The following is a 13,573-nucleotide window of genomic DNA, read 5'->3' as shown; positions in this document are numbered from 1 at the left end:
GGGCACGGCTTCCCTCACGTCACCGCATTCACCACCTGATATTCCGGCCGCCGCCAGACCTCGCCCGCGATCACCTCCTCGATGATCTCGGCCGCCTTCAGCACCTCGGTCTCACCAATATACAGCGGCGTAATCCCGAACCTCATGATGTCAGGCGCGCGGAAATCGCCGATGACGCCGCGGGCGATCAGCGCCTGCATGGCGGCGTAACCGCCGTCGAAGGCGAAGGAGACTTGGGAGCCGCGGTGCTCATGCGCGCGCGGGGTCACCAGCTTCAGAGACCGGCAGCGGCGCGCGACTTCGGCAATCAGCAAGTCACCGAGCGCCAGCGAGCGCGCACGGACCTCTGCCATATCGACACGGTCCCAGATGTCGAGCGAGGCCTCCAGCGCCGCCATTGCCAGCACCGGGGGGGTGCCGACGCGCATACGTTCGACGCCACCTGCGGCCGCATAGCCAAGCTCGAATGCGAACGGCTTTGCATGCCCCATCCATCCCGACAGAGCGGCGCGCGCGCTGTCGGCGTGGCGTGGCGCGACATAGAGGAAGGCCGGCGCGCCGGGGCCGGCGTTGAGATATTTGTAGGTGCACCCCGCCGCGAAATCGGCGCCGCTCCCGGCGAGATCGACCGGCAGCGCGCCGGCGGAATGCGCGAGATCCCAGACCGTGACGATGCCGAGCGCATGCGCCTTTGCCGTGAGCTTCGCCATGTCGTGGCGGCGACCGGTGCGATAGTCGATCTCGGTGACGTAGAGCACCGCGACCTCCTCCGACAACGCAGCCTCGATCTCCTCCGGCGCCACCAGACGCAATTGATGGCCACGCCCGAGCGTCGCGATCAGGCCTTCGGCCATGTAGAGGTCGGTCGGGAAATTGCCGGTGTCCGACAGCACGATCTTGCGCGACGCGTTCATGTCGAGCGCAGCGGCCAGCGCCTGGTAGACCTTGAGCGACAGCGTGTCTCCGACCATCACCGAGCCGGCTTCCGCGCCGATCAGCCGCGCGATGCGATCGCCGACATGGCGCGGCTGCGCATACCAGCCTGCACTGTTCCAGGCGCGGATCAGCTCATTGCCCCACTCGGTCGTGATGACGCGGTTGACGCGCTCGGCCACCCCCAGCGGCAGCGCGCCGAGCGAGTTGCCGTCGAGATAGATCACGCCTTCAGGCAGATGGAACAGCGCTTTGGTGTCGTCATAGACGCGATATCTGGTCATGGATATTTCTTGGGCATTTCTACAGAATGGTGCGGACGCGCCAGAGTTCGGGGAATAGCTCGACCTCCAGCATGCGCTTGAGATAGCTGACGCCACCAGTGCCGCCGGTGCCGCGCTTGAAGCCGATGACGCGCTCGACCGTCGTCACGTGGTTGAAGCGCCAGCGACGGAAGTAATCCTCGAAATCCACCAGCTTTTCGGCGAGCTCGTAGAGCATCCAATGCGTCTCCGGCGCCTCGTAGACGACGCGCCAGGCCTGCAGCACGCCTTCGTTGAAGCTGTGGGTCTCGCGGACGTCGCGCGCGAGCACCGCCGCCGGCATCTTCAGCCCGTTGCGGTCGGCGAGCCTGAGCACCTCGTCGTAGAGGCTGGGCGTCGAAAGTTCAGCTTCGAGCAGCCTCGTCGTCTCCACATCGTGCGTGTGCGGCTTGAGCATGGCGTGGTTGCGGTTGCCGAGCAGGAATTCGATCAGCCGGTATTGCCGCGACTGGAAACCGGAGGACTGTCCGAGCTGCGAGCGGAAGCGCGTGTATTCGCTCGGCGTCATCGTGCGCAGAACGTCCCAGGCGTTGTTGAGCTGCTCGAAGATCCGCGACATCCGCGCCAGCATCTTCATGGCGGGCTGCACCTCGTCCCCGGCGATGGCACGGCGTGCGGCACTGAGTTCGTGGATGGCGAGGCGCATCCACAGCTCCGTGGTCTGATGCTGGATGATGAACAGCATCTCGTCATGCGCTTCCGACAACGGATGCTGCGCGCCCAGGATCGCATCCAGCGCGAGGTAGTCGCCGTAGGACATCCGCCGGGCGAAATCGGTCTCGGCGCCTTCTCTCGTGGGATCGTAATCGTTGGACGTCATGGGCAGGCCCTTTCGATCGATCTTCCCCGGCTTGGCTCAGTCGAGGCCGATCAGGCGCGCGGTGATCGGCGATGACGGATCCTTCAGTCCGTCGATCACGGTAAAATGGTTCAGCCCGGGATCGACGACGAGGCGTGTCGGCACGTCGAAGCCGGTCCAGAGATTGGCCATCAGGTCGGACTGACGAATGAATTCCGGCCGCTCGCTGCCGCCGACCCAGGCGGTGACGGGCGAATGCCCGCGCGGCAGATGCAGCGCCGCGCTTTCGAGCGTCGCCTCCTCCATGGTCATGCCGAGCGTCTCGTTCATCTTCGTCTTGAGCAGCGGACGCAGATCATGCAGGCCGCTGATCGAAAGCGCGCCGGCGATACGGTTGTAGACGGCGGGCTCCAGCCGGCTGTCATCGCACAGCATGCGGGTGACGAGATGGCCGCCAGCGGAGTGGCCGGCGAGCCGGATCGGCCCGGAGACGAGCGAAGCCGCCTTGGCGATCGCCGCGGCGATCTCGGCGGTGATGTCGGAGATGCGTGCGGCCGGCGTCAGCGTGTAGCTCGGCAACGCCACCGTCCAGCCATGCTGGCGCGCGCCTTCGGCCAGATCAGTCCAGGTCGATTTGTCGAAGCGCATCCAGTAGCCGCCGTGGACGAAGACGACGAGGCCCTTGCTGTCGCCGTCGGGCAGGATCAGGTCGAGGCGCTGACGCTCGCCGGCGCCATAGGCGATGTCGGCGCGAAAATCCTTCAGCCCGGCGCGGTAGGCGGCCGCCCGCTCGGCCCATTGTCCAGGCATCTTGTCCGAGCCGGGGATGTGGGCCGAGTTGGCGTAAGCATCATCCCAATCGCGCATTGTCACTCCCAGAGGACTCGTCCAGCGAACCGGGCGCCAGTCTGCCACCGGTCAGGCCAGCATCCTAGTCTTTCTTTTAAGCTTAAAGCATCTAGCAGATCGAGCGACGATCGGTTGGGCACGTTCCCCGGGCGCAGCGCAGCGTGCAACGATGCGCTGCTGAACCGGGGTCCAGCGCCTCTGCCGCAACATGGGTCCCGGCTCGGCGGCGCACCGCTTCGCGCTGCCCCGCGTCCGGGACACCAGACCTTTACGCCTTCTCCACCCCGCACCATTCCGCGATGAACAGCGCCATCGCCTTGGTCGTCTTCTTCAGCGACTCCAGCTCGACATATTCGTTGAAGCCGTGCATCTCGCCGCCGCTGGCGCCGAAGCAGAGACTCGGGATGCCGTGGTTGAGGCCGTAGAAGCGGGTGTCGGTGAGCGCGGTGAAGACGAGATCCTCCGGCATGCCGCCATAGACCTTGTCGAACGCATTGCCGAACGCGGCTTCCGGTGCCGCCGCGTCGGTCAGTTCATAGCCCTCCGACAGGAAGCCGGACCATTCAATCTCCGGCGGATTGTTGGCGAGGAAGCGGTGGTTGCGCGCGGCAGCGGCGACGCAGGCCGTGATCTCCTTCTGGTGATCGGCAATCGACCAGCCCGGCAACACCGCGATCCGGCAATCAACATCGCACCAGGCCGGCACGCTGGAGGCCCAATCACCGCCCTTGATGATGCCGGGGTTGAAGTTGATGGGATGGTTCAGCGTCTTGAAGTGCCTGTCAGCCTTGGCGCGCTCGTTCCATTCGATTTCGAGCTTTTGCAGCGCCTGGATCAAATGATAGGCGGCCATGATCGCGTTCGCGCCGGAGCCGGCAAACGCGACATGGGTCGGGTGCCCCTTCACCCGCAGGCGAAACCAGATCACGCCGACCTGCGAACGCACCATCTTGCCGCCGGTCGGCTCCGGAATGAAGCAGGCGTCCGCGCGATAGCCGCGCTGCAGCGTCGACAGCGCGCCGACGCCGGTGCTCTCCTCCTCGATCACGGATTGAAAGTGAATCCGTGCCGTCGGTTTGAAGCCCGCGGCCTTGATCGCATCCAGCGCATAGAGCGCGCCGATGGTGCCAGACTTCATGTCGCAGGCACCGCGGCCGAACATCTTGCCGTCCTTGATGACGGGCGAGAACGGCGGCGTGTCCCACAGTTCCAGGGGGCCTGCGGGCACGACGTCGCAGTGGCCCTGCAGGATCAGCGATTTGCCGCCATTCGTTTGCGGACGGTAGGTGCCCACCACCGAACGCGCCTTGGAGAAGTCATGCTCGATGGGGCCGAAGCCGCGCAGGTCCTTGAGATCGTCGACGTCGATGTGCCAGTCGTCGACCTCGTAGCCGCGCGCGCGCAGGAGGTCGCCGATCATGTCCTGGCACGGCCCCTCCGCCCCGCGGGTCGAAGGGATTGCGACAAAATCGCGTGTGGTGGCGAGCTGGGCCTCGAAGCCGGCATCGACGGCGTCAAGAATCCTCTGCTGCGTTTCGGCATTCATCAGGCAACTCCCGGCATTCCAATGGTTCCCAAGGAGCGCGCAAGCTAGCCGATTTCAGCCGTTCGGGTACTCCACAAAATAAGCATCCCGCAATGCATCTTCGAGCAGGCGGCCTTCCGAATAGCCATTCAGCGTCGCAGGCCGGCTGACGCCGTCGAGCAGGCGCGGGCACGGCTCCGGCGCGCCGAGCACGGTGCGCACCGGGATGCGCTCGGCATAGATCGGCAGCGCATAGTCCTCGTCGTCGTCGGCGACACCCTTGGCACGGACCTTGGCCGAGGCCTCCTCGATCTCCATCGCAATGAAGGAGGTCGCCTTGATCTCCTGCGTGTTGCTGGCCCGCAGGCTCGCCGTGCGGTCCGGAAAGAAGCGGTCGACCATCGCGATCACCGCGCGCTCCTTCTCCTCGGGGTCGGTGACGAGATAGGCGGTGCCGAACGCCATCACCGCACGGTAGTCGGCGGAGTGATTGAAGCCGCAGCGCGCGAGCACGAGGCTGTCGAGATGGGCGACTGTGAGACACACGCGCTCGCCCTTGGTCTGGCTGCGCAGCATCCGGCTTGCGCTCGAGCCATGCCAGTACAGCTTGGTGCCCTCGCGCCAGAAGAAGGTCGGCGTGCAATAGGGCTGGCCGTCGATCACGTAGGAGACGTGGCAGAGCATCGAGGAATCCAGGATGCGATGAACCGTGGCGTGGTCGTAGAAGCCGCGGTCGTGCCGGCGCTTCACCTGGTTGCGCACTGAGGTCGGATAGGAATTCGAGGTCTCGGTCTGGCTCACGGCCGCTCCTGCTCGGATTGGAAGAAATCTGGAAGCAGTTGTAGCGGCGCATTTGGTCTGCGATAGTTCCAATTCCATGCGAAATATTCCGACCAATTCTCTCCCCTCACCGGCCAGGCCTTCCTTGCCGACAAAGACCGAGCTGCCGCTCGACCTCACAGGCCCGCACGTCACGCCAGGCGCCTCCGCCGCACACCGGCTCTATCAGGCGCTGTGCGAGATGATCGTCTCCGGCCTCGTCAAGCCCGGCGAGCCGCTGCCGCCGTCGCGAACGCTGGCCAGGCAGACCGGGTTTCGGCGCAACGCCGTCGTCATCGCCTATGAGCGCCTGATCGCCGACGGCTTCGCCGAGGCGACCGTCGGCTCCGGAACGTTCGTCGCCGCGCGCATTCCTGCGCGCACGGCCGAGCCGGACAAGCCGAAGGCCATCGTCGAAACGCCCGGGCAAGGCGCCTTCGCGCTCGGCTGCACCCATATCGACGAACGCGCGGTGCAGCGTTTTCGCGGCTTCGTCGGCCGACGCATGCGCGCCTTCGGGCCTGAGCACCTTCACTATGGCGATCCCCGCGGCAGCCGCGAGCTGCGCGCGGCGATCGCCGATCATCTGTTGTCGGCGCGCGGCCTGCGCTGCGACCCCGATCAGATCATGCTGACGTCGGGCACGCTGCATGCGCTGCGCATCGTGCTGAGCGCGATCCTCAAGCCCAACGACCAGGTCTGGTGCGAGGACCCAGGTTACCCCGCCGCGCGAAAAACCATCGCGCATTGCGGCTATCGCGCCGTGCCGGTTCCGGTCGACGAGCACGGGATGCAGGTCGCCAAGGGACGCACTGCCGGCCCCAACGCGCGCGCGGCCTATGTCACGCCGTCGCATCAGTTTCCGCTGGGCGTGCAGATGTCGATGCCGCGGCGGCTCGAGCTTCTGGACTGGGCCAGGCAGGCCGGCGCATTCGTACTGGAGGACGATTACGACAGCGAGTTTCGCTATGACGGCGCACCGCTGATGTCGCTCGCCGGCATCGATCGCCTCCAGCGCGTGATCTACCTCGGCACGTTTGCCAAGACGCTGTTTCCCGGCCTGCGCATCGGCTATTGCGCCCTGCCCGAACGCCTGATCGCGGACGTGACGGCTGCGCGCGCGGCGCTCGACCGCTTCCCCGGCACGCTGATGGAAGGTGCGGTCGCCGACATGCTCAACTCCGGCGCCTTCGCCGCCAACCTCAAGCGCGTGCGAAAACTCTATCGCGACGCCCGCGATGTGCTGGCCGAAACGCTGGAAGCCGCATCCGATGGCGCGCTCTCGGTACCAGTGCCATCGCAGGGCCTGCATCTGGTCGCCCGGTTTGATCGCTCGGTCGACCTTTCGGTGGCAGCGCGGGCCAAGCACGCGGCCGGCGCGGAAGGCTGGCTCTTGGCCGACACCTATTCGCGCGCGCGCCCTCTGCCTGGCTTCGTGCTGGGATTTTCCGGCCACGCGGTTCCACAGCTCATCGCCTCCGCCGAACGGCTCGCGCGGGAATCGCGCACCGCCCTGCGCACGAGGAACAGATCCGCCCGGGGGCCCTGACAAAGGTTCACTATCAGAATCGCGAGCCCGTCCTTACATTGCGGTATCAATGCCGGGATCTTTCGCCATGCCTTTCCGCCGTGCAGCTTGCCTCTCAGTCCTGATCTCCGCCGCGCTAGTGACGACGGCGCACGCCGTCACGGTCGGACGCGAGCAGGACATCGTCGATCTCAAGCTAGGTCAGCGCGTGCAGGTGGACGACGGAACCTGCCCCGCCGGACAGGTCAAGGAAGTGCGCGGAACGAAGATGACCGATAAGGGCGTCGCGCGCACCAGCGCTTGCGTGCCGCGCTACGGTCCGAAGACGAAATAATTACTGCTTCGCCGGATCGAACATGCACTGCAAGGTCGGCTTGGCGATCTTGGTGAAGGTCGGACCGATCTCGCCCTGCTTGGACGTCGGCACCCAGTCGGTCTCGATGGTGGGCACGCCGGTCTCGCTGATGCCGCGCAACAGCGCTTCGCGCAGATCGCGGTCCTCGACGGCCGCCGCGGCGTGATCGTGCAGGCAGCCGCAGACTTCCTCGGGATGTTCCCACCGCCCAAGCATCCGCGGCGCGCACTGGCGCACGAACTCAGTGCGGGGATCCGGTAACCTGGTGGGAGCGCGCACCTGCGCCTGGGCGGCATTGATCGTCAGAACGGACACGAACGCAGCGGCGCAAAATCGAACGATCATGATGGCCTTTATCGGCTGATTTTCTTGTTATCGATCAGAAGCGGGCGGCAACCACGATCGACTGCGACGCCGTGGGGGTGATCGGCGAGCCGCTGTACTGGAAGGTGCCGACACCGGGGAGACCGCCGTCCGGCGCGCCCGCGAACGAAGAGCCTGCAATCACCAAACCGAAGGCAAGGATGAAGCTGAGCGCGCGCATGGTCTTGTCTCCGAATTCGGTGGCCGGCGATGCGCCGTCGTTCGTTGTGAAGCTGATAACCATGGGCGGTTTCGCGCGTGATGCGCCAAAAGCGCAAAATGGTTTCATCTCCGTGAGAATTGTTTCGTCGAGCCCGGGACGACGACATAATTCTCCGAAAAGACCAATCATTTCAGATGGGTCTCGCCGCAGATCAAAGTAGCCTGCCAAGTTCCGGCTGCGGTGCGCGACCACACCAGACGCAGCCGCCGTCATGCTCGCGCCTTACCCGCTTCACACGCATTTTACGTTTTTCTGCTGAATGGAACGGCAAACGAAGGCTGGGTCGAACCGAGGGCACGTCGGCCGCGACCCAAGCCATCGAAGCCAGGACGCCCGGATCACCGGGCGCGTTTACTTGAGGAATGGCTATTATGGTGGCGCAAGATCGCGCAATGCCGCGCGAGGCGGACCAACGGACGGACCGCGGAGATCAACGGTCGAATCGCGTCGCCTCAGCCGGCGCAATGTCGTTGCAGTCTGGCCGCGGCTTTGAAGCCGCGCCACAAGCGTTCGTGCGCCTGACCGGCTCGCACCTTGTCAAACCGCGGGCCAGCCGCGCTGAGTGAACCCAAGCGCGGCACTGAGTGAACGCAAGCGCGTCACTGAGTGAAGAACTCGCCGCACTTCTGGACGTTTGCGTCCGTCGGTCCCCACGGCATGATCGGCACGGTCGAGGTCGAGTTCTTCGGCGAGCCCTCGATCAGCCTGTCCGAATAGACCATGTAGACCAGCACGTTGCGCTTGGCGTCGCAGCCGCGCACGATCTGCATCTTCTTGAAGAACAGCGAGCGGCGCTGACGGAACATGTCGTCGCCCTGCTCCATTTTGTTCTTGAACTTGATCGGGCCGACCTGGCGGCAGGCCAGCGAGATGTCCGAGACCTCCTCGGCAAGGCCCAGCCAACCCTTGAAGCCGCCCTTCTCCGGCACGGTGAAATGACAGGCGACGCCCTCGACTTCAGGATCGTCGAGACCATAGGTCGCGAGCTTGTCGTTCGGGCTCATCCATTTGAACACGGTGGAGCGGCGGAAGATCAGATCGGGCTCGTCGGCAGCCGAAGCGGACGCCGACTGCACGACCAGAGCCAGGAGGAAGAAAGCTAAGCCTTTCAATCGGATGCCAGAAAGACCGAGGAAACGAGATGACATGAAGTTCTCCGCTAACAAGTCGCCACAATGTAGGCATGAGGCAGCCGCTCAGGAAGACGACGGACAGACGGGCGCGGCCGCCGTTTACCGCTCCGTGAGGCTTTTTTGCTACGACTTGGACAAATGTAGCTGATGGCAGAACCGCCCTGCTGGTGAACGCGTATCCCCTCTGCGAGACTAACTTCTGATTTGGATTATGGATTCGAGGATGAACAGCGTGAACGGGTCGGGTTTTTCTGCCAAGCCGGCGCGGCTGTGGCAGGTCGCCATTTTGACGGCGGCGGGTGTGATCGGCGCGACCAGCCAGGCAGACGCTGCATTTTATTATTGGACGGATTATTCCGACGGGTCCTATTACGCCCGGCAGGACCGGCATCCCGAAATACCGCGCCAGAAGCCGCAGAAGCGCGGCGCTGCCGTCAAGAAGGAAGCTGTCGCCGGGAAGGAAGCCGGGACCAAGCCCCAAGGGCCGCTGGTCATCGTCGTCTCGATCGACCGGCAGAAGGTCACGGTCTACGACACCAACGGCGTGTTCGCGGAATCTCCGGTGTCGACAGGCATGAAGGGCCATTCGACGCCGATGGGTGTGTTCAGCGTCATCCAGAAGCACAAATTCCACCACTCCAACATCTATAGCGGCGCGCCGATGCCGTACATGCAGCGGATCACCTGGTCCGGTGTCGCCATGCATGCCGGCGTGCTGCCGGGTTATCCGGCCTCGCATGGCTGCATCCGCATGCCGATGGCGTTCGCGGTGAAGATGTGGAACTGGACCAGGATGGGCGCGCGCGTCATCGTCGCGCCCGGCGAGATGACGCCGCATAACTTCTCCCACCCCCTGCTCGCCTCCGTGCGCGTGCCGCCGCCGCCTGCCGCCAGCCTCGAGCCGCAGACCAATGTCGGCGACAAGGCCGACAAGGGCGCCGCGCTGACCAAAGGCGCCGAGACCAAAACTGCCAGCGCCGACAGCGTGCTCGAGCTGCGCACGTCCGTCGGACACGTCGTGATGTCGGATGTGACCACGGGCAATGCGTCAGCCCGCGACGAAGCCGCCGTGCCGGCCGACAAGACCAAGACGGCCGAGGCATCCGACGCCGCCAAGCCTCAATCGGAGGAAGCCGCCAAGCCGGCTAGCGACGACAAGCCGGCCACCGACAAGGTCGAAGCTGTCAAGACCGAGCCGGTCAAGACGGAAGCCGCGGACTCCGCGAAGACGCCCGATGCGCCGGCCACTGCACCTGCGCTCGCCGCCTCGCCCGACGCGAAGAAGGATGACGGCCGCGTTGCCGAACCGGCGGCGGCCGCAAAGCCGGAAGCGCCCAAGCGGGCCGGCCAGATCGCCGTCTTCATCAGCCGCAAGGATTCCAAGCTCTACGTACGGCAGAATTTCGCGCCGTTGTTCGAGGTCCCGATCACGATCGCCACGAGCGACCGTCCGCTCGGCACGCATATCTTCACCGCCGAGCTCGACAAGACCGACTCCAATGCGCTGCGTTGGTCGGTGGTGTCGCTTCCGGTCTCCGCCCGTTCCGCGGCCCGCGAGGACGACAGCCGCCTCACGCGCCGCAAGGGTGACGCTGCGGTGATCCCCGTCGCCGCCAAGCCTGTGGCTGCCAAGCCCGTGGTCACGCCGGACAGCCCGGCCGCGGCCCTCGACCGCGTCTCTATCCCCGCCGACACCATGGCGAAGATCAACGAGATGCTGACATCCGGCGGCTCGATCATCATCTCGGACCAGGGCATCAACCAGGGCGAGACCGGCGAAGGCACCGACTTCATCGTCCGCCTGTACTGACCTGTTTCACGGCGCGTCGATAACGCGGTGTTGACGAGGCAGGTCGCAGCGGCGGAGTAACATCCGGCCCGGATCATTTCGGGGGACGCCGTCATGATGAATCGCAGAACCGTGCTCACCGCGGCGCTTGCAGGCATGCTCGCGCCGGCAACGCGCGCACTGGCCGATGGCGGCATGAGCCGGATCTCGGCCTACGCCTTTTCCTTCCCCGCTTTGTCCGGCGACGACATCCGCCTTGCCGCCTTCACTGGCAAGCCGCTGCTGGTGGTCAACACCGCATCGCTCTGTGGCTACACGCCGCAATATGCCGGCCTGCAGGAGATCTGGAACGAGTTTCGTGCGCGCGGGCTCACCGTGATCGGCGTGCCCTCCAACGATTTCGGCGGCCAGGAGCCGGGCGGCAGCAGCGAGATCACCGAGACCGCGCACCACCAATATGGTGTTACCTTTCCGATCGCAGCCAAGGTGAACGTCGTCGGAGCAAAGGCGCATCCGTTCTACAAATGGGCCGCCGATGCGCGCCCGCGCGAAGTTCCGCGCTGGAACTTCCACAAATATCTGATCGGCCGCGACGGCTACATCGTCGAGGTCTTTCCGTCCGCGGTCGAACCGGCCGACACGCGGATCAAGACGGCCATTGCCAGGACGCTGGCCGACAGTTGACGCGCGGCGCCCCAATCCGGCTGGGCACAATTGTGGCGGGATGCCAAACAGCCGTTGCAATGGCGATGGCCCACCATCTAGGCTAGGATCGTTTGGGGCAGGACGGTTTTTGCCGGGGGCGAAAAGCAGCGGCGGAACAACGGGATCAATCTCGAGGACAACACCATGCGTGTGGCGGCAGGACTGATTTTGGCAAGCGCGATGTCGGTTGCGATGACCGGCGCAGCATGGTCGCAGACCCCGGCCGCAAAGCCCGCAGCTGCGACGCAAGCCGCACCCGCGGCGACGCCGGCAGCGGCTGCGCCTGCTGCCGCTCCGCCAGCAGCTCCCGCGGCCGCCGCCGCGCCGGCAGGCTTCGTCAATCCGCCTCCGCCCAAGCAGGCGCCGCAGCCGGCCCGCGCGGCTTGCAACACGCCGGGCGCGCTCGGTGTCGCCCGCACCGTCGAGATCGACACCACGGGCGGTCCGGGCTTCGGCTTCGAGCATTTCAAGGAGCTCGACTTCCTGCGCGACAAGGAGGTGGTACTGACCTTCGACGACGGCCCCTGGCCCAAGAACACGCCCGCTGTGCTGAAGGCGCTCGCCGACGAATGCACCACCGGCATCTTCTTCTCGATCGGCAAGCACGCGACCTATGAGCCCGAGATCCTGAAGCAGGTCTACAACGCCGGCCACACCGTTGGCACCCACACCTGGTCGCACGCCAATCTCAACAACAAGAAGCTTAACGAAGCGCAGCGCAAGGAAGAGATCGAGAAGGGCCTGTCCGCGGTGAAGTGGGCGCTCGGCGGCATCTCGCCCTCGCCGTTCTTCCGCTTCCCGGCGCTTCAGCATCCGCCGGAGATGGTCACCTATCTCGGCAACCGCAACACCGCGATCTTCTCCTGCGATATCGACTCTTTCGACTTCAAGGCTTCCAAGCCCGAGAAGGTGGTCGAGACCGTGATGAAGAAGCTCGACACCAAGGGCAAGGGCATCATCCTGATGCACGACTTCCAGAAGCACACGGCGGAGGCCCTGCCCGAGCTGCTCAAGCGCCTGAAGGCGGGTGGCTACAAGGTGGTGGCGATGCGCGCCAAATTCCCGGCCTCGTCGCTGCCCGAATACGACCAGGAGCTGCTCAAGGACGCCAAGCTGCCGACGGTGAGCCAGCGCCCGGTCAATTCCGTGGTGACGACCGTTTCCGAATAGACGGCCATTGTCTTTCCGTATCGAAGGCTACGTCATCGTCTCGGCGGACGGCATGCTCGCCGACGCCGGCCACGTCATGCCCGACAGCCTGAAGTTCGACGGCGACAAGCTGTTCTTCGAGCAGGCGCTCGATCGCGCCGCGCTGATCGTGCACGGCCGCAACTCGCATGAGCAGCAGCCGAATTCGCCGAAGCGCAAGCGGCTGATCCTGACCCGCAAGATCAAGGCGCTCTCCGTCGATCCGGAGATGCCGAACGCAACGCTGTGGAATCCGAAACAGGCGAGCTTCGAGGAGGCCTGCGCCTTTGCCGATGTCGCCTCCGGCATGGTCGCCATCATCGGCGGCCCCGCCGTGTTCGAGATGTTCATGGGCCGCTACGATACCTTCTGGCTGTCGGAAGCCCCGCATGTGCGCCTGCCCGGCGGCGAAGGCTGCTTCGTCGGCGTGCCCCAGCGGAGCCCGCATGAGGTGCTGGCGTCGCACGGCCTGAAGCCGGGCACGCCGTATCTGCTCGACGCGGCGCATGAGGTGACTGTGACACCCTGGCGCCGAACGTAGGCCGTCAGACGTCCCCGTACGCCGCCTCGGCCGGACGCGTGGTGCGGCCGTATCCCATGATCATGAACAAGGCGCCGATGATCGAAAGGTTCTTCAGCGCGTCGACCACCATCTTCGCGTTGTCGGGCGGCGCCTGGTTCCAAAAATCGTCGAACAGCACGGTCGCGACCGCGACATAGACGATCAGCAGCATCGCGAAGAACCGCGCGCCGAAATTCAGCGCGATCATCAGCCCCGCGATGATCTCGAGCGCGCCGACCGCGATCGCCAGCAGTTGCGGCGTGGTCATGGCGGTGGCCGTCTCCACCTGCTTGGCGTAAGGGGCGACGATGTCGGGCACCACGACCTTGGTGGCGATGAAGTCGGCCGTCGCCTGGATGGCAAAGAGCTTGGTCGCGCCCGTGTAGATGAACAGCACGGCGAACAGGATTCGCCCGAAAGTCACGAACGCTGGCATGATCGGCCTCTTGGCAAAGCGCTAAGCACGGAACGCGCAAGGA

At 65.1% G+C, this 13,573-nt stretch carries 15 protein-coding genes; 6 read left to right on the top strand and 9 right to left on the bottom strand.

The genetic code is table 11. The annotated features are described in order from the left end of the window. Nucleotides 1-14: 14 nt before the first annotated feature. The 5 genes from kynU to XH81_RS36450 form a co-directional block, all read right to left on the bottom strand. Complete coding sequence (gene kynU, locus XH81_RS36470) at nucleotides 15-1,217, bottom strand: kynureninase (protein WP_028144955.1); 1,203 nt, start codon at nucleotides 1,215-1,217, stop codon at nucleotides 15-17. 19 nt (nucleotides 1,218-1,236) lie between these two features. Next, nucleotides 1,237-2,076 carry a tryptophan 2,3-dioxygenase gene (gene kynA, locus XH81_RS36465; protein WP_028144956.1) on the bottom strand — a complete coding sequence of 280 codons (840 nt, stop codon included), beginning with the start codon at nucleotides 2,074-2,076 and terminating at the stop codon, nucleotides 1,237-1,239. Between the two features lie 36 nt (nucleotides 2,077-2,112). Continuing rightward, on the bottom strand, nucleotides 2,113-2,922 hold the full coding sequence (locus tag XH81_RS36460) for an alpha/beta hydrolase (protein WP_028144957.1): 810 nt from the start codon (nucleotides 2,920-2,922) through the stop codon (nucleotides 2,113-2,115). Between the two features lie 250 nt (nucleotides 2,923-3,172). Next, entirely contained in the window at nucleotides 3,173-4,450 is a 1,278-nt protein-coding gene (locus XH81_RS36455; protein WP_028144958.1) for an ArgE/DapE family deacylase, read from the bottom strand. Nucleotides 4,451-4,504: 54 nt separating this feature from the next. Further along, the gene (locus tag XH81_RS36450) at nucleotides 4,505-5,230 is read right to left on the bottom strand and encodes a pyridoxamine 5'-phosphate oxidase family protein (RefSeq protein ID WP_028144959.1); all 726 of its coding nucleotides are present in this window, start codon (nucleotides 5,228-5,230) and stop codon (nucleotides 4,505-4,507) included. A 76-nt stretch (nucleotides 5,231-5,306) separates the two neighbouring features. Here XH81_RS36450 and pdxR point away from each other — a divergent pair, with 76 nt between their 5' ends. Together pdxR and XH81_RS36440 are read left to right on the top strand one after the other, a co-directional pair. After that, nucleotides 5,307-6,797: a MocR-like pyridoxine biosynthesis transcription factor PdxR gene (gene pdxR / locus XH81_RS36445; RefSeq protein ID WP_028144960.1), complete on the top strand. Its 1,491-nt coding sequence runs from the start codon at nucleotides 5,307-5,309 to the stop codon at nucleotides 6,795-6,797. 67 nt (nucleotides 6,798-6,864) lie between these two features. Continuing rightward, complete coding sequence (locus XH81_RS36440) at nucleotides 6,865-7,110, top strand: DUF6719 family protein (protein WP_028144961.1); 246 nt, start codon at nucleotides 6,865-6,867, stop codon at nucleotides 7,108-7,110. Here XH81_RS36440 and XH81_RS36435 read toward each other — a convergent pair whose 3' ends face one another. The 3 genes from XH81_RS36435 to XH81_RS36425 all read right to left on the bottom strand — a co-directional run bounded on the left by XH81_RS36435 (nucleotide 7,111) and on the right by XH81_RS36425 (nucleotide 8,865). Further along, nucleotides 7,111-7,476 (bottom strand): hypothetical protein, encoded by a 366-nt coding sequence (locus XH81_RS36435; protein ID WP_028144962.1) that lies wholly within the window; start codon nucleotides 7,474-7,476, stop codon nucleotides 7,111-7,113. A gap of 34 nt (nucleotides 7,477-7,510) precedes the next feature. Beyond that, nucleotides 7,511-7,930: a hypothetical protein gene (locus XH81_RS36430; RefSeq protein WP_131233220.1), complete on the bottom strand. Its 420-nt coding sequence runs from the start codon at nucleotides 7,928-7,930 to the stop codon at nucleotides 7,511-7,513. A 386-nt stretch (nucleotides 7,931-8,316) separates the two neighbouring features. Then, complete coding sequence (locus XH81_RS36425; protein WP_028144963.1) at nucleotides 8,317-8,865, bottom strand: CreA family protein; 549 nt, start codon at nucleotides 8,863-8,865, stop codon at nucleotides 8,317-8,319. A gap of 208 nt (nucleotides 8,866-9,073) precedes the next feature. Here XH81_RS36425 and XH81_RS36420 point away from each other — a divergent pair, with 208 nt between their 5' ends. The 4 genes from XH81_RS36420 to XH81_RS36405 all read left to right on the top strand — a co-directional run bounded on the left by XH81_RS36420 (nucleotide 9,074) and on the right by XH81_RS36405 (nucleotide 13,073). Next, on the top strand, nucleotides 9,074-10,660 hold the full coding sequence (locus XH81_RS36420; protein WP_028144964.1) for a L,D-transpeptidase: 1,587 nt from the start codon (nucleotides 9,074-9,076) through the stop codon (nucleotides 10,658-10,660). 93 nt (nucleotides 10,661-10,753) lie between these two features. Next, nucleotides 10,754-11,323 carry a glutathione peroxidase gene (locus XH81_RS36415; RefSeq protein WP_028144965.1) on the top strand — a complete coding sequence of 190 codons (570 nt, stop codon included), beginning with the start codon at nucleotides 10,754-10,756 and terminating at the stop codon, nucleotides 11,321-11,323. A gap of 165 nt (nucleotides 11,324-11,488) precedes the next feature. Then, nucleotides 11,489-12,514: a polysaccharide deacetylase family protein gene (locus XH81_RS36410; protein ID WP_028144966.1), complete on the top strand. Its 1,026-nt coding sequence runs from the start codon at nucleotides 11,489-11,491 to the stop codon at nucleotides 12,512-12,514. 7 nt (nucleotides 12,515-12,521) lie between these two features. Further along, entirely contained in the window at nucleotides 12,522-13,073 is a 552-nt protein-coding gene (locus XH81_RS36405; RefSeq protein ID WP_028144967.1) for a dihydrofolate reductase, read from the top strand. Nucleotides 13,074-13,077: 4 nt separating this feature from the next. Here the strand turns inward: XH81_RS36405 and XH81_RS36400 are convergent, their stop codons facing one another. After that, nucleotides 13,078-13,530, bottom strand: coding sequence for a DoxX family protein (locus XH81_RS36400; protein WP_028144968.1), 453 nt, complete (start codon nucleotides 13,528-13,530; stop codon nucleotides 13,078-13,080). Nucleotides 13,531-13,573 lie beyond the last annotated feature (43 nt).

Source organism: Bradyrhizobium sp. CCBAU 25360, assembly GCF_028128695.1.
GTDB lineage: Bacteria > Pseudomonadota > Alphaproteobacteria > Rhizobiales > Xanthobacteraceae > Bradyrhizobium > Bradyrhizobium ottawaense.
Note: the sequence above shows the minus strand (reverse complement) of the source record. Positions and strands in the feature narration are given on the sequence as shown.